Source organism: Microbacterium zouquanmingi (assembly GCF_052266695.1).
GTDB lineage: Bacteria > Actinomycetota > Actinomycetes > Actinomycetales > Microbacteriaceae > Microbacterium.
In genome coordinates, this window is sequence record NZ_JBQPQZ010000004.1 from 89732 (window position 1) to 104916 (window position 15185).

Annotated in this window: 15 protein-coding genes; 8 read left to right on the forward strand and 7 right to left on the reverse strand. The window is 64.5% G+C overall.

Annotated features, from left to right (window positions below; all coding sequences use genetic code 11):
- Nucleotides 1-4 precede the first annotated feature (4 nt).
- The 5 genes from ACTU6U_RS09885 to ACTU6U_RS09905 all read right to left on the reverse strand — a co-directional run bounded on the left by ACTU6U_RS09885 (nt 5) and on the right by ACTU6U_RS09905 (nt 6542).
- Nucleotides 5-1285, reverse strand: coding sequence for an ABC transporter permease (locus ACTU6U_RS09885; RefSeq protein ID WP_443468950.1), 1281 nt, complete (start codon nt 1283-1285; stop codon nt 5-7).
- Nucleotides 1282-2586, reverse strand: a complete 1305-nt coding sequence (locus tag ACTU6U_RS09890; RefSeq protein ID WP_443468951.1) for an ABC transporter permease — start codon at nt 2584-2586, stop codon at nt 1282-1284. The genes ACTU6U_RS09885 and ACTU6U_RS09890 overlap by 4 nt, the downstream gene beginning before the upstream one ends.
- A complete protein-coding gene (locus ACTU6U_RS09895) occupies nt 2583-4103 on the reverse strand; it encodes an ABC transporter ATP-binding protein (protein WP_443468952.1) in 1521 nt (506 codons plus the stop codon). Before ACTU6U_RS09895 ends, ACTU6U_RS09890 begins: the two co-directional genes overlap by 4 nt.
- 111 nt (nt 4104-4214) lie before the next feature.
- Complete coding sequence (locus tag ACTU6U_RS09900; protein ID WP_443468953.1) at nt 4215-5297, reverse strand: BMP family lipoprotein; 1083 nt, start codon at nt 5295-5297, stop codon at nt 4215-4217.
- 129 nt (nt 5298-5426) lie between these two features.
- On the reverse strand, nt 5427-6542 hold the full coding sequence (locus tag ACTU6U_RS09905; protein WP_443468954.1) for a mannose-1-phosphate guanylyltransferase: 1116 nt from the start codon (nt 6540-6542) through the stop codon (nt 5427-5429).
- A gap of 167 nt (nt 6543-6709) precedes the next feature.
- Between ACTU6U_RS09905 and sdhC the strand changes: the two genes are divergently transcribed.
- The 8 genes from sdhC to ACTU6U_RS09945 are packed head-to-tail and all read left to right on the forward strand — an operon-like array spanning nt 6710 to nt 13840.
- Nucleotides 6710-7144 (forward strand): succinate dehydrogenase, cytochrome b556 subunit, encoded by a 435-nt coding sequence (gene sdhC / locus ACTU6U_RS09910; RefSeq protein ID WP_443468955.1) that lies wholly within the window; start codon nt 6710-6712, stop codon nt 7142-7144.
- On the forward strand, nt 7144-7596 hold the full coding sequence (locus ACTU6U_RS09915) for a succinate dehydrogenase hydrophobic membrane anchor subunit (RefSeq protein ID WP_443468956.1): 453 nt from the start codon (nt 7144-7146) through the stop codon (nt 7594-7596). The genes sdhC and ACTU6U_RS09915 overlap by 1 nt, the downstream gene beginning before the upstream one ends.
- Nucleotides 7597-7613: 17 nt before the next feature.
- Nucleotides 7614-9419, forward strand: a complete 1806-nt coding sequence (gene sdhA, locus ACTU6U_RS09920; RefSeq protein WP_443468957.1) for a succinate dehydrogenase flavoprotein subunit — start codon at nt 7614-7616, stop codon at nt 9417-9419.
- Nucleotides 9420-9421: 2 nt separating this feature from the next.
- Nucleotides 9422-10183 (forward strand): succinate dehydrogenase iron-sulfur subunit, encoded by a 762-nt coding sequence (locus tag ACTU6U_RS09925; protein ID WP_443468958.1) that lies wholly within the window; start codon nt 9422-9424, stop codon nt 10181-10183.
- A gap of 50 nt (nt 10184-10233) precedes the next feature.
- On the forward strand, nt 10234-11385 hold the full coding sequence (locus ACTU6U_RS09930) for a YihY/virulence factor BrkB family protein (protein ID WP_443468959.1): 1152 nt from the start codon (nt 10234-10236) through the stop codon (nt 11383-11385).
- A gap of 9 nt (nt 11386-11394) precedes the next feature.
- Nucleotides 11395-12234 carry an exodeoxyribonuclease III gene (locus ACTU6U_RS09935; protein WP_443468960.1) on the forward strand — a complete coding sequence of 280 codons (840 nt, stop codon included), beginning with the start codon at nt 11395-11397 and terminating at the stop codon, nt 12232-12234.
- A 45-nt stretch (nt 12235-12279) separates the two neighbouring features.
- Nucleotides 12280-13284, forward strand: coding sequence for a tryptophan--tRNA ligase (trpS, locus tag ACTU6U_RS09940; RefSeq protein WP_443468961.1), 1005 nt, complete (start codon nt 12280-12282; stop codon nt 13282-13284).
- Between the two features lie 34 nt (nt 13285-13318).
- Entirely contained in the window at nt 13319-13840 is a 522-nt protein-coding gene (locus tag ACTU6U_RS09945; RefSeq protein WP_443468962.1) for a hypothetical protein, read from the forward strand.
- Between the two features lie 23 nt (nt 13841-13863).
- Here ACTU6U_RS09945 and pth read toward each other — a convergent pair whose 3' ends face one another.
- Both pth and ACTU6U_RS09955 read right to left on the reverse strand, forming a co-directional pair.
- The gene (gene pth / locus ACTU6U_RS09950; protein ID WP_443468963.1) at nt 13864-14445 is read right to left on the reverse strand and encodes an aminoacyl-tRNA hydrolase; all 582 of its coding nucleotides are present in this window, start codon (nt 14443-14445) and stop codon (nt 13864-13866) included.
- Between the two features lie 116 nt (nt 14446-14561).
- Nucleotides 14562-15176, reverse strand: a complete 615-nt coding sequence (locus tag ACTU6U_RS09955) for a 50S ribosomal protein L25/general stress protein Ctc (RefSeq protein WP_443468964.1) — start codon at nt 15174-15176, stop codon at nt 14562-14564.
- Nucleotides 15177-15185: the final 9 nt, after the last annotated feature.

The window sequence follows — 15185 nt, forward strand, 5'->3', positions numbered from 1 at the left end:
CTTTCTAACTCTTGATGTATGGCTCGCCGGATGCTGCCGGCGGACGCGAACGCCCGACAAGGCCCGCCACGGCGAAGATCGTCACGACGTACGGCAGCATCAGCATGAACTGGCTCGGCACCGGAGACCCGATCACCGAAAGCACTCCCTGCAGGTTCGTCGCGAACCCGAACAGGAGCGCTGCGAGGGTCGCTCGCACCGGATCCCACTTTCCGAAGATCACCGCGGCAAGAGCGATGTATCCGGCACCCGCGGTCATCTCGCGACCGAACTGCGGGTTCGTGACCAGCGTGTAGAACGCACCACCCATACCCGCGATCGCACCAGCGAGCATCATGTTCCAGTAGCGGGTCGGTGCGACCTTGATTCCGACGGTGTCCGCGGCCTGAGGGTGCTCGCCGACTGCGCGCAGGCGCAGGCCCCAGCGGGTGCGGTACAGGCCGTACCAGACCAGGAATACCGTGACGTACATCAGGTAGACGATGATCGTCTGGCGGAACAGCACCGGACCCAGCACAGGAATCTCGCTCAGCAGCGGAATCGGAAGCACAGGGAACAGCGGCGGCGAGTTCAGCTGCTCTGGGTTCGCACCCAGCACCTGGCGGTAGAGGAACGTCGTGAGCCCCGCCACCAGCACGTTCAGCACGACGCCGACGATGACCTGATTGACGTAGTAGGTGATGGCGAACACGGCGAGCACGAGTGAGACCAGCACGCCGGCGACCATTGCCGCGATCAGGCCGGCCCAGGCGCTCTGCGTCGCAGATCCCACGACGGCGGCCATGAAGGCGCCGGCGAGAAGCTGGGCCTCGATGGCAATGTTGACCACGCCGACACGCTCACCGATCACACCGCCCAGTGCCCCGAAGATCAGGGGCGTCGCAAGCGCGAGCGCACCGCCGAGCAGGCCGATCATCGGCAGCGTGCCGCCGGCCGAAGCCCACGCGAGGAATCCGATGAGGAGCACGGCGACGTAGACGACGGTCAGCCACAGCGGCAGCTTGCGCGCCGCACGCGTCCAGACGATCGCCAGCGCAGTCATCGCGGCGAGCAGGACGACTGCGACCCATGCCGTGGCGTTGGCCGGCAGCACGAGCTCTGGCAGCTGGATTGCGGCATCCGCCGAGCGGACCAGGCGGAACGTGCTGTTCCCCTCGCGCGGAACGAGCAGCGGCAGCAGTGCGAACAGTACGGTGAACAGGCCGAAGATGATCGGCGTCTTCCATGAGGTGACCGTGACGTGACGCTGTTCGTCACTGACCACCGATTCAGCCATGACGGTCATGCCGACACCTCCTCAGCGATCTGCGCCGCATTCTTCTTCGGCTTCTTGGGCTTGTTCGGTTTCTTTCTGGCACCGGGCTGCGGCAGACCGAAGATCGCCCGCACGAGAGGCGGCGCTGCGATGAACAGCACGATCAGGGACTGCACGACCAGAACGATCTCGATCGGAACGTTCTCGGATGCCTGCATCTCGAAGCCACCGGCCTTGAACGCACCAAACAGGATGCCGGCCGCGAGAATGCCGAGTGGTGTGGAGCGGCCGAGCAGCGCCACGGTGATCGCGTCGAATCCGATGCCGGCGTCGATGTCACCACCGAAACCACTCGTGACCGTTCCGAGCACCTGGCTGACGCCGGCGATGCCCACGAGGCCACCGGCGATGACCATGACGAGGAAGTACATCCGACCGACGCTGATGCCTGCGACGCGAGCCGCGGTGGGGTTCTCTCCCACGGCGCGGAATCGGAAGCCGAGGCTGGAGCGCTCGAGCAGCCACCAGGTGAATGCCACGGCGATCAGAGCGAGGATGAAGCCGGCGTGCAGGTTGTATCTGGGTCCGAGGATGCCGGGAAGGATCGCCGACTCTGCCATCGCGGCCGTCTTCGGGTTGTTGGATCCCGGTGCCTGCAGGATTCCCTGCGTGGCGAGCATCCAGGCCAGCAGATAGAGGGCGATGTGGTTGAGCATGATCGTCACGATCACCTCGTGGGCGCCTGTGCGGGCCTTCAAGATGCCGGCGATGCCGGCCCAGATCGCACCGGCGATGATTCCGGCGACGATGGCGACGAGCATGTGCAGCGGCCAGGGAAGGTTCATGCTCGTGGCCACCCAGCCTGCGGCGGCTGCTGCCATGAGCATCTGTCCCTGACCACCGATGTTGAACAGCCCTGCCCGGAAGGCGAGTCCGACGCCGAGGCCGGCCGCGATCAGAGGCGTCGCGAACTTGAGCGTCTCGGTCAGCGGCTTGATGCCGGCGGCGAAACCATCGACACGGAAGTTGTAGAACGCTCCCTGGAACAGGGCCACGTATGCGCCGGAGATCGAGTTCCAGATCGCAACCAGCATGTCCTGCGGGCGGCTGAAGAAGTACCCGGCCGTGCGCTGTACGTCCGGATCGGTGAACGCGATCATGATCGAGCCGGCGATCAGCGCCAGGATCACCGACAGCACCGAGATGAGCCCGTTGCCCATCACGATCCGGCGGAAGGCTCCGTGCCAGCGCGAAGGCTCGACTTCTGCTGCGGGGTCGGTGCCGAAATTCGCCGGAGGCGGCGAGACCGAATTCAGTTCTGCACTGCTCATGCGCTGGTCTCCTCAGTCGCCTCGACCATGCCGGCCATCATCAGACCGAGCTTCTCGCGCGAAGTGTCGCCGGAGACGATGCCGACGACCTTGCCGCGGTACATCACCATGATCCGATCAGCGAGGGCTGCGGCCTCATCGAGCTCGGTCGAGATCACGACGACGGGGATGCCGGAGTCGCGCGTCTCGATGACGCGCTTGTGGATGAACTCGATGGAGCCGACATCGACTCCTCGTGTCGGCTGGGCGGCCACGAACAGCGACAGATCACGGCTCAGCTCACGGGCAAGCACGACTTTCTGCTGGTTTCCACCCGAGAGGCGACCAGCGGCCTGCGCCGGACCCTGAGTGCGGATGTCGAACTCGGCGATCTTCTCTTTGGCGAACTCGTCGAGCACCTGCAACTGCAGGGTTCCCGCCTTGACGAACGGGGCGCCGACCGAACGGTCCAGCATGAGGTTCTCTGCGATCGAGAACTCCTTGACGATGCCATCGGTGCTGCGGTCCTCTGGCACGAAGCCGACGCCGTCGTCGAGGATGTCGCGCACCGAGCGGCCGATCAGCTCTTCGCCGTTGAGACGCACGCTGCCTTTGACGCGGGGCTGAAGGCCGACGATGGCCTCGGTGAGCTCGGTCTGACCGTTGCCCTGGACACCGGCGATGACGAGCACCTCGCCACCACGAACGGAGAAGGACACGTCATCGACCAGAACCGTTCCGAGTTCGTCGGTGACGGTGAGCTCAGACACGACGAGAGACTCGTCGCCGAGCTTGGGAGCCTCCTTGTGCACGGTGAGCTCCACCGCGCGACCGACCATCAGAGAGGCGAGTTCTTCGTTGCTCGCGGTCGGTGACGCTTCACCGACGACCTGGCCGAGGCGGATGACGGTGATCCGGTCGGCCACCTCGCGCACCTCGCGAAGTTTGTGGGTGATGAAGACGATGGAGGTGCCGGACTGCTGCAGCTGACGCATGGTCGCCATCAGCTCGTCGGTCTCCTGAGGCGTGAGCACGGCGGTCGGCTCGTCGAAGACGAGAACCTTGGCATCGCGAGAGAGCGCCTTGATGATTTCCACTCGCTGCTGAACACCGACCGGAAGATCCTCGACGATGGCATCCGGGTCGACCTGGAAGCCGAACCGGTCCGAGATCTCACGCACCATCGTGCGAGCGGCGGCGAGGTCCAGGCGGCCTCCGAAGTTCGTCTTCTCGTGTCCGAGCATGACGTTCTCGGCGACGGTGAACACCGGAATCAGCATGAAGTGCTGATGCACCATGCCGATGCCCGCGGCCATCGCATCGCCTGGCCCGGCGAAGTGCTGTTCGACGTCATCGAGGAGAATCGAGCCCTCATCGGCCTGGTACAGGCCGTAGAGCACGTTCATCAGTGTCGATTTTCCGGCGCCGTTCTCACCGAGGAGACAGTGGATCTCTCCTGGCTCGATCGTGAGGTCGATGTGGTCGTTGGCCGTCAGCGCGCCGAACCTCTTCGTAATGCCGCGCAGTTCAAGCTTCATGTGTCAGATCCTAATCAGGGAAGGTGCTTCAGCCCAGGTTCCTGTGGGAGCCCGGCATAGGCGAGGGGAGGTCGGCGGGTGGCCGGCCTCCCCTCGGGGTTCATACCTCGATCACTCGAGGTAGGACGTGACGGTGACGTCGCCCGCGATGATCTGCTTCTGCAGGTCCTGCACAGCGGTCCACAGAGCCGGGTCGACCTTGTCCTCGAAGTTGTGGAGGTCGGCGATGCCGACGCCCTTGTTCTCGAGGGTGCCGACGTAGGCCTCTGCGTCGAAGTCGCCGTTCGCGCTGCTCATGGTCGCCTCGTACACGGACAGCTTCATGTCCTTGAGGATCGAAGTGAGCACGTAGTCAGCCGTGCTCGGGTCGGTCACGAACAGGTCGGCGTCCGCACCGATCAGCGCGATGTCACGACCGGACTCCTTGATGACCTGCAGCGCCGACTGGTAGATGGGCCCACCGACCGGCAGGAGCACGTCGACGCCCTGGTCGACGATGTTCTGCGCGACCGACTTGGCCTCGGGACCGGCTTCGAAGCCACCAGTGAACGAGGTCATTCCCACGACCTCTACGGCGGTGCTGTTCTGCTCGTTGTAGTAGTCGACGCCCTGCTTGAAGCCGTCCATGAAGATCGTGACAGTCGGGAACTCCATGCCGCCGAACGTGCCGACCTTGCCAGTCTCGGAGTATCCAGCAGAGAGGTAACCCGCCAGGAACGCGGCCTGGGCCGTGTCGTAGAGCAGCGGCTTGACATTCTCGGCATCCTTCTCGCCGTCGAAGTCGTTGTCCGCTGCGTCGTCGACGAGAATGAAGTCGATGTCGGGGTTGGCGGTGGCGACTTCGACGGTCGCAGCCGAAAGCGCGAAGCCGACGGACACGACTGCGTTGCAGCCCTGCGAGACGAGGCTCTCCAGGTTCGGCGCGAAGTCGGTCTCACTGTTGGACTCGACGTTCTTGTACTCGACACCGAGCTCGTCCGCTGCCTGAACCATGCCCTCGAAGGACAGCTGGTTGAACGACTTGTCATCGAATCCGCCAGCATCCGACACGATGCAAGGCAAGAAGTCGATCGTCTCGCCGCCAGCGTCTCCGCCGCCGTTCTCCTCGGGTGCGGCTCCGCAGCCCGCGAGTGCGACGGCAACGCCGGTTGCCACGAGCGCGGCCAGAGCGCGCTTCTTGGTGGAAATGGTCACGTAAGCCTCCACGACTACTGGCCTGCGCGAATCGCAAGGCCCCGTCCGGCTAAGTTACCCAGTGTTACCGCATTCGCGAGTGTCGGCACGGTTAATGGTTATGAACTCGCAATAGACCAAGCGCAGATGCTACAAGACATCTCCGCGACCGGTGAGTTTGAGCGACTCCACCACACCCTTCACGCGCTGCGCATGTTCCGCTGTGGTGACCAGAAGAGCATCCGGAGTGTCGACGACCACGATGTCCTTCACGCCGATCAGACTGATCACTCTGGACGTCTGACTGACGATGATTCCAGTGGCGGCATCCGACAGCACGCGCGCCTTGGGCCCGAGCACCGCGAGGTCGTTCTTGCGACCGGCGGAGATGAGCTTGGTGAGCGAGGCGAAGTCCCCCACATCGTCCCAGTCGAAGTGTCCGGGGATGACGGCAAGACGGCCCTTCTCCGCGGCGGGCTCTGCCACCGCGTAGTCGATGGCGATCTTCTTGAGCGTCGGCCAGACCCGATCGACGACAGGGCCACGGCGTTCGCGGTCGTCCCACGCTTCGGCGAGCTCCAGGAGTCCGGCGTGCAGCTGCGGCTCGTTCTCGGCGAGTTCATCCAGCAGCACACTGGCCTTGGCGATAAACATGCCAGCGTTCCAGAGGAAGGAGCGATCCGCGTAGTAGACCTTCGCTGTCTCGAGGTCGGGCTTCTCCACGAAGCGCACGACGGTGGCAGCCTCGGGCGCCTTGTCGACGATGAGCTCATCGCCCTTCTGGATATACCCGAAGCCGACAGAGGGCTCAGAAGGCTGGATGCCGATGGTGCAGATGTATCCGTCGCGCGCGACCGCAACAGCCTGCTCCACGGCGAACTCGAAAGTGCGCGTGCCGCGAATGACATGGTCCGCAGCGAAGGATCCGATGATGACATCGGGATCGCGACGGTGCAGGATCGCCGCTGCGAGGCCGATCGCCGCCGCGGAGTCGCGGGGTTCGGACTCGAGGAAGACGTTCATATCTGCGATGCCGGGAAGCTCCGCCTCGACAGCCGCGCGGTGCGCGCGGCCGGTGACCACCGAGATGCGATCAGGGCCGGTCATCGGCTCCAACCGGTCCCAGGTGTCGCGCAGCAGAGAGTTGCCGGAACCGGTGAGATCGTGCAGGAACTTCGGCGCATCCGCGCGCGAGAGCGGCCAGAGTCGGCTGCCGATGCCGCCGGCGGGGATCACTGCATAGAAGTCGTCGAACGGCGAGGTCATGTCCTCAGCGTAGTCGGCATGAGAAATCTCGACATCGAGACACTTAGGCCACCCTTCGTCGCTCCCAGCGTTTGAACAGGAATAGGATGGAACCCGATCGGGCATGTCCTGAGGTCGGTTCTGACCCAGCTCATGCTGCCGACCTCGCATCGATAGGGAGGACGACCGTGTCCGCAGGCACTCGCTTGACGCCGTCGATTTCAGAAACCACGTCCAAAGCCCCCCGCGGCACGCTGTACCGCGGACGTGAGGGCATGTGGTCGTGGGTGCTTCATCGCATCACCGGAGTCGCCATTTTCTTCTTCCTGCTGGTCCATGTACTGGATACAGCGCTGATCCGGGTCTCCCCCGAGGCGTACAACGCCGTGATCGGCACCTACAAGAACCCGATCATGGCGCTTGGCGAGGTCGTGCTGGTCGCGGCCATCATCTTCCACGCGATCAACGGTCTCCGGATCATCCTGGTTGACTTCTGGTCCAAGGGCGCGCGCTTCCAGCGGCAGCTGTTCTGGGGTGTGATCGCCGTGTGGGCGATCCTGATGGCCGGGTTCATCCCCCGCCACCTCGCACTCGCGTTCGCCGGATTCGGAGGGGGGCACTGATGTCCGCTCAGACTGTTGCCGCACCCGCACGTCGTCGCCGCGGGATCAACCTCGAGAAGTGGGGCTGGGTGTTCATGCGAGCATCCGGTGTCGTGCTGATCGTCCTCATCTTCGGACACCTGTTCGTCAACCTCATGGTTGGCGAGGGAATCCACGCGCTCGACTTCGCGTTCATCGCCGGCAAGTTCGCCACGCCGTTCTGGCAGTGGTGGGACGTACTGATGCTGTGGCTGGCATTCATCCACGGCGGCAACGGCATGCGCACGATCATCAATGACTACGTCACTCACGAGAAGGTCCGCAAGGCGCTCGTGTGGGCTGTCGCACTCGCAGCGGGTCTGCTCATTGTGCTCGGCACCCTCGTCGTGTTCACATTCGACCCCTGCCTCGGCGTCAACCAGGACAGCGTCCTGTGGGATCAGTGCGTGGCCATGGGCGTCGTCGGAAACTGAGAAGAGAGCAACGAGAAGTGACTACTGAGAATCAGGATTCCGTCGTTCGTGACGGCGTGCACTACCACCAGTTCGACGTCGTCATCGTCGGCGCGGGCGGAGCGGGCATGCGCGCCGCCATCGAGGCGGGGCCCGGCGCGAAGACAGCCGTGATCTCCAAGCTCTACCCGACACGCTCGCACACCGGTGCTGCGCAGGGCGGCATGGCTGCCGCACTCGCGAACGTCGAGGAAGACAGCTGGGAGTGGCACACCTTCGACACCGTCAAGGGCGGCGACTACCTCGTCGACCAGGATGCTGCTGAGATCCTCGCCAAAGAGGCGATCGACGCGGTCATCGACCTCGAGAACATGGGTCTGCCGTTCAACCGCACTCCTGAGGGCAAGATCGACCAGCGCCGCTTCGGCGGTCACACCGCCAACCACGGCAAGACTCCAGTGCGCCGCGCGTGCTACGCGGCCGACCGTACCGGCCACATGATCCTGCAGACGCTGTTCCAGAACTGCGTCAAGCTCGGCATCAACTTCTTCAACGAGTTCTACGTCCTCGACCTGATCACGGTCAAGGACGACGCTGGCAACACGCAGGTCGCGGGCGTCGTGTCCTACGACCTCGCCACCGGCGAGCTGCACGTGTTCCAGGCCAAGGCCGTGATCTTCGCCACGGGTGGTTTCGGCAAGATCTTCAAGACCACCTCCAACGCGCACACCCTCACCGGTGACGGCGTCGGCATCGTGTGGCGCAAGAACCTTCCGCTGGAGGACATGGAGTTCTTCCAGTTCCATCCGACCGGACTCGCCGGCCTCGGCATCCTCCTCACTGAGGGCGCCCGAGGTGAGGGCGCGATCCTGCGCAACGAGTCGGGTGAGCGCTTCATGGAGCGCTACGCCCCCACCATCAAGGACCTCGCACCGCGCGACATCGTCGCGCGGTCCATGGTGCAAGAGGTCCTCGACGGACGCGGCGCCGGCCCCCACAAGGACTACGTCTACCTCGACTGCACCCATCTGGGTGCCGAGGTCCTCGAGACGAAGCTCCCCGACATCACCGAGTTCGCGCGCACCTACCTCGGCGTGGACCCGGTCACAGAGCCTGTGCCTGTCATGCCGACCGCGCACTACGCCATGGGCGGCATCCCCACCAACAACGACGCAGAGGTCCTCTCCGATAACGACACGGTCGTCCCCGGTCTCTACGCCGCTGGTGAGTGCGCCTGCGTGTCGGTGCACGGCTCGAACCGTCTTGGCACCAACTCTCTGCTCGACATCAACGTGTTCGGCAAGCGCGCAGGCCGCAACGCCGTGGCGTACTCGAAGACCGCGGAGTTCGTTCCGCTGCCGGAGAACCCCGCAGCTTTCGTCTCGGGCATGATCGAGCATCTTCGCAGCAGCAACGGCACCGAGCGCGTCGCTGTCCTCCGTAAGAAGCTGCAGGACGAGATGGACCGCGGCGCCCAGGTCTTCCGCACGCACGAGTCGCTCGAGCACGTGCTCGGCGTGATCGCCGAGCTGCGTGAGCGGTACAAGAACGTCTACGTCGACGACAAGGGTCACCGGTTCAACACCGATCTGCTCGAGGCCGTCGAGCTCGGCTTCCTGCTCGACATCGCCGAGGTCGTCGTCTACGCCGCTCAGAACCGCGAAGAGAGCCGCGGCGGCCACATGCGCGATGACTTCCCCAAGCGCGATGACGAGAACTACATGAAGCACACGATGGCGTACCTGACGGGTGACCCGCACTCGTCGACGCCCTCCGACCACATCAAACTCGACTGGAAGCCGGTTGTCATCACCAACTACCAGCCGATGGAGAGGAAGTACTGATCATGTCGACCGCTGTCGCAGAGGTTCCTGCTGCCGCCGAACCGGCCATCCAGTCCTTCCTGGTCACGTTCATCGTGCGCAGGTTCGATCCTGAGAAGGATGCCGAGCCGCACTGGGTCGACTACGACGTCGAGCTGTACGCGACCGACCGCGTGCTCGACGCGCTGCACAAGATCAAGTGGGAGGTCGACGGTTCGCTGTCGTTCCGCCGTTCCTGTGCACACGGCATCTGCGGCTCGGACGCCATGCGCATCAACGGGCGCAACCGTCTCGCCTGCAAGACGCTGATCAAGGACCTCGACATCTCGAAGCCGATCTACGTCGAGGCGATCAAGGGTCTGCCGCTCGAGAAGGACCTCATCGTCGACATGGAGCCGTTCTTCGCCTCCTACCGCGAGGTGCAGCCCTTCCTGGTCGCGAACTCCACCCCTGAGAAGGGCAAGGAGCGCGTGCAGTCGATCGCCGACCGTGCGATCTTCGACGACACCACCAAGTGCATCCTGTGCGCCGCGTGCACCTCGTCCTGCCCCGTCTTCTGGACCGACGGCCAGTACTTCGGTCCGGCAGCGATCGTCAACGCGCACCGCTTCATCTTCGACTCGCGCGATGACAATGCCGAGGTCCGTCTCGACATCCTCAACGACAAAGAGGGCGTGTGGCGCTGCCGCACCACCTTCAACTGCACAGAGGCGTGCCCCCGTGGCATCGAGGTCACCAAGGCGATCGCTGAGGTCAAGCAGGCCATCCTGCGCGGCCGCGCCTGAGACTGCTTCCGCCCCGCAAGGGGATGCTGCTCGCGGAGAGGGCTGAGGCCATGTCAGAGGACCACGCCCCGCTGCGTGAGCGTTTCGAGCAGCGATTCGAGCAACCTCTCGAGCGCGCGAACAACCTGAAGGATCGCACTCTCGCGACCTTTCCGGTGCGCGTCTGGCGAGCCTTCCTGCGCGGGAACGGCTTCCTGCTCTCGGCGGGGATGAGCTACTACGTTCTCTTCTCGCTCTTCGCTGTCCTCTACGTGAGCTTCGCCGGCGTCGGCCTCTGGCTCGGGGCAAGCTCCCGCGCTATCGACATCCTGATCCAGCTCGTAAACAGCTATCTGCCCGGCCTCATCGGCGATCCGGGTCTGCTCAGCAGAAAAGACGTCGAGACGATCGCGCAGAGCAGCGCGAGCCTGCTGACCATCACGGGTGCCGTCGCGGTGGGCTTTGCAGCATGGACCGCGATCTCCGCGATCACCTTCACCCGCCGGGCCATCCGCGACATCTTCGGGCTGCCTTTCGACACGCGGTCCTACTGGCTCCTCAAGGCGCGCGATCTTCTCGCCGGAGTGCTGTTCGGATTGGCTCTGCTCAGCGGCGCGGCGCTCAGCATTCTCAGCTCGTGGGCGTTGGATTCGCTGGTGGATCTGCTGGACTGGGATAAGAACTCCTGGCTGCTCTCCGGCAGCGGCCGGGTTCTTTGGGCGTTCAGCGCGTTCGTCATCGATGCGGGCGCGCTCGCAGGTCTCATGCGTTTTCTCGTCGGGGCCGACCTGCGCTGGCGGTTCATCTGGCCCGCGTCGCTCCTCGGCGCCGCGGCCATGGTGGTCCTCCAACTCGGGGCCGGCGCGCTCCTCACCCGGGTGCCCAGCAACCCGCTGCTGGCATCGTTCGCCGTCATCATCGCGCTGCTGCTGTGGTGCCGTCTGCTGGCGAGCATCGTTCTCGTCGCGGCGTCCTGGATCGCGGTGACCGCGGCCGATCACGATCACCCGCTCGAGATCGAAGACGAGGCAGCGGCGCGCCTCGCCGAGCAGGAAGCGCTCGTGCTGGCAGCGCGCGTACGACTGCGTCGCGCTCGCGATGCCTATGAACGCGCATCGTGGTATCGCCGATACGCTCTCGCGCGTGCGGTGCGGCGCGCACAGGACACCCTCAACGCCGCCATCGAGGAGAGCGAGAGCAGGGATGTCCCCGGCCCTCGTTAGGCTGGATGCATGCCTCATCTGCGTATCGCCTCGGTCAATGTCAATGGAATCCGGGCGGCTGTCCGCAACGGAATGAAGCGGTGGCTCGATGACGCAGAAGTCGACGTTCTGACCCTGCAAGAGGTCCGTGGCCAAGACGAGCATCTCGAGGTGGCGCTGCCCGGCTGGTCGATCGTTCACGACGAAGCGACCGCCAAGGGACGAGCGGGTGTGGCCATCGCCAGCCGCATCCCCGCACTCGCGCACCGCACGGCACTCGGCGCCGAAGACTTCGATTCGAAGGGCCGGTGGCTCGAGGGAGACTTCCTCCTCGGAGACCTGCCGCTGACGGTCGTGAGCGCGTACGTGCACTCCGGAGAAGCAGACACCCCGAAGCAGGAAGAGAAGTGGAAGTTCCTCGATGCGTTCGGTGTTCGGCTGGCTGAGCTCGGGCAGGACGACGCACTCGCACTCGTCACAGGCGACCTCAACGTCGGCCATCGCGAACTCGACATCAAGAACTGGCGTGGCAACCGCAAGAAGTCGGGGTTCCTCCCCCGCGAACGCGCGTACTTCGACCGTTACCTCGGTGAGGCCGGCGCAGAGATTACCGGTGTCGATGGCACCGTCGGCACCGGCCTCGGCTGGATCGACGTCGGTCGACGAGTCCACGGCGAGGTCGAGGGCCCGTACACCTGGTGGTCTGCGCGCGGGCAGGCCTTCGACAATGACACCGGGTGGCGCATCGACTACCACCTGGCGACTCCTTCGCTGATGGAACGCGCACAGCGCTACCACGTGGCCCGTGCGGCATCGTATGCCGAGCGCTGGAGCGACCACGCACCGGTCGTCGTCGATTACACGTACTGAGCGCCGACGACGGAGTCTCTCGTCACATCGCCATAGAATCGATGTGTGAACAAGCCTCGTCTCTACTCAGGAATGCAGCCCTCCGCCGACTCCCTCCAGGCCGGCAACTACATCGGTGCTCTGCTGCAGTGGCGAGACATGCAGAGTTCCTACGACGCGTTCTTCTCCGTCGTCGACCTGCACGCGATCACCGTTGCGCAGGACCCCAAGGAACTGCGCGAGAAGACCCGTCGCACGGCTGCGCAGTACATCGCCGCAGGCATCGAGCCGTCGAAGTCCACGCTCTATGTGCAGTCGCATGTGCGTGCACACGCCGAGCTGGCCTGGGTGCTCGGCACCATCACCGGGTTCGGCGAGGCCGGCCGCATGACGCAGTTCAAAGACAAGTCCGCGCGCTTCGGACAGGACTCCACCTCGGTGGGTCTGTTCACCTACCCCGTGCTCATGGCGGCCGACATCCTGCTTTATCAGAGCGAGCTGGTGCCCGTCGGTGACGACCAGAAGCAGCACGTGGAGCTCACGCGCGACCTCGCTGAGCGCTTCAACAAGCGCTTCGGGAGCACCTTCACCATCCCGAAGCCGGTGATCCAGAAGGACACCGCGCGTATCTACGACCTGCAGAACCCGACGTCGAAGATGTCGAAGTCAGCCGAGTCCGATGCGGGCGTGCTGTGGCTTCTGGACGAGCCGTCCAAGTCGGCGAAGAAGATCATGCGCGCGGTCACGGATGCCGATGGCACGGTGCGCTACGACCGCGAGAACAAGCCCGGCGTCTCGAACCTGCTCACGATCTACGCTGCCCTGAGCGGGCGCCAGGTGGGCGCTATCGAAGACGAGTACGCGGGTCGCGGTTACGGCGATTTTAAGAAGGACCTCGCCGAGATCGTCACTTCCGAGTTCGGGCCGGTGCGCGAGCGTGTTCTCGAGCTTCTCGATGACCCCGCCGAGCTCGACCGCATCCTTGCGGCGAACGCGGCGCGAGCAGAAGCTGTCGCCGATGCGACCCTCGCCGACGTGTACGACAAGATCGGGCTGCTCCGCCGTCTCTGACAGCAGGTTGTGTCACGCCCTCTAAGATGGGGGCGTGACACAACCGCAGCTTCCGCCGCCGTCTTATCAGAACCCGACGTATCAGACCCCTCCTGGGGCCTATTCCGCACCCGTCGGCGGTTACGGCGCACCCGCCGGCGCCTATCAGGCGCCGCAGCCGGCAGCACCGAGGTCTGCTCTGCTGGGCGTGATCGCTTTCGCGCTCTCGATCGTGGCCGCGGCACTGATGCCGATCCTCGCCGGTATCGCGGGCTACCAGATCGGAATCGCTCTTCCGACGGTCGCGAGTGACATCAATGCGGCGACGTCGGATCTGGCATTCCTCTCCCCTGTCCGCGATCAGGTGCTGATGGGAGAGATCGGATTCTGGGGCGGCACGCTTGCCGGTCTTGCTGCGATCGTATTGGGCATCATCGCGATCGTGAAGCGGCAGGGACGCGTCTGGGGAATCATCGCGCTGATTCTCGGCGTGATCGGCCCGGTAATCTTCTTCACTGTGCTCAGCGTCATGCTGGGCAGCGGCGCAAGCGCCGGATTCATCTCGCAGCCCTCCTGAGCGAGAGCGGCTGTCGTGCCGACTCAGCGCGGCGCGTGATGCTTCTGCTGCGCGGCAAGCAGCCCTTCTGCGACCAGCAGCTCGACTGCGTCAGCAGCATCCGAAACGAGCACGGGCAGCGTCTCTCGTTCCGTCTTGCCGAACGGTGACAGCACCCAGTCGGCCGGATCCTGTCGACCAGGCGGGCGCCCGATCCCGATGCGGACTCGGGGGAAATCTGAGGTGCTGATCGCGCGGGCGATGTCTCGGACGCCGTTGTGCCCGCCGTGTCCTCCACCGCTTTTGAGCTTGAGGGTGTCGAAGGGGATGTCCAGCTCGTCATGAATCACGACCGTATGCTCCGGAGACACCGAGTAGAACCTCGCGAGGGCTGCGACAGGGGTGCCGGAGACGTTCATGAATGAGTTCGGCTTTGCGAGCACGATCTTGTCCGCGCCAGGCCGCAGCCATGTCTCGACGACGCGCGCGCCGCTCTTGTGCTCGCGGAAGCTCTCGCCACGACGCGCGGCGAGTTCGTCGAGGACCATCTGACCGACGTTGTGGCGGGTCGATTCATAGCGGGGTCCTGGATTTCCCAGTCCCACGATCAACCACGTCTGGGCCATTCGACTCTCATCTCTCGCGGTGCTCTGGCACGAAACGGTTCTCGGACACGGAACTGTTCTCAGGTACGAAAGAGGGGACGCGATGTGCTCGCGTCCCCTCTGCCGTTCTGAAGAACTTACTCTGCAGCGGCCTCAGCGGCGGGAGCTGCAGCGGCCTCAGCGGCCTCTGCGTCAGCAGAGGACTCGACCTCTGCTGCCGGCACCGAAACAGCGAGGAGCAGGAGCTCCGGGTCGTCCAGGAGGGCTGCGCCCTTGGGCAGCTTGACATCGCCTGCGGTGATGTGGGCGCCCTCAACGAGGCCCTCGACGGAAACCTCGATGTGCTGAGGGATGTGCGTTGCCTCGACCTCGAGGCGGATCGTGTTGACTTCGTTCGTCACGATCGTGCCCGAGAAGGACTCGCCGACGGTGAGGATCGGAACCTCGACGTGAACCTTCTCGCCCTTCTTCACGACGAGGAGGTCGATGTGCTCGATGATCTGGCGCACCGGGTCGCGCTGAACGTCCTTGACGAGCGCGAGGTGGTCCTTGCCATCGACGTCGAGCTCGAGCAGCGCGTTGGCGCGGCGGATGATGAGCGAGACCTGGTGGCCGGGAAGCGCAACGTGCACCGGGTCGGTGCCGTGGCCGTAGATGACGGCGGGGATCTTGCCGGCTGCGCGCAGACGACGGGCGAAGCCCTTGCCGAACTGTTCGCGTACCTCGGCGTGGACCTTGGTGTCCTGAGACATTGGTTCTCC

Coding starts and splice junctions, on each gene's coding strand:
- ACTU6U_RS09955 (WP_443468964.1), bottom strand. CDS start 15,176: ATGTCTCAGGACACCAAGGTCCACGCCGAGGTACGCGAACAGTTCGGC.
- ACTU6U_RS09895 (WP_443468952.1), bottom strand. CDS start 4,103: ATGAAGCTTGAACTGCGCGGCATTACGAAGAGGTTCGGCGCGCTGACG.
- pth (WP_443468963.1), bottom strand. CDS start 14,445: ATGGCCCAGACGTGGTTGATCGTGGGACTGGGAAATCCAGGACCCCGC.
- ACTU6U_RS09905 (WP_443468954.1), bottom strand. CDS start 6,542: ATGACCTCGCCGTTCGACGACTTCTATGCAGTGATCCCCGCCGGCGGC.
- ACTU6U_RS09915 (WP_443468956.1), top strand. CDS start 7,144: ATGTCCGCTCAGACTGTTGCCGCACCCGCACGTCGTCGCCGCGGGATC.
- ACTU6U_RS09890 (WP_443468951.1), bottom strand. CDS start 2,586: ATGAGCAGTGCAGAACTGAATTCGGTCTCGCCGCCTCCGGCGAATTTC.
- ACTU6U_RS09885 (WP_443468950.1), bottom strand. CDS start 1,285: ATGACCGTCATGGCTGAATCGGTGGTCAGTGACGAACAGCGTCACGTC.
- ACTU6U_RS09925 (WP_443468958.1), top strand. CDS start 9,422: ATGTCGACCGCTGTCGCAGAGGTTCCTGCTGCCGCCGAACCGGCCATC.
- ACTU6U_RS09930 (WP_443468959.1), top strand. CDS start 10,234: ATGTCAGAGGACCACGCCCCGCTGCGTGAGCGTTTCGAGCAGCGATTC.
- ACTU6U_RS09935 (WP_443468960.1), top strand. CDS start 11,395: ATGCCTCATCTGCGTATCGCCTCGGTCAATGTCAATGGAATCCGGGCG.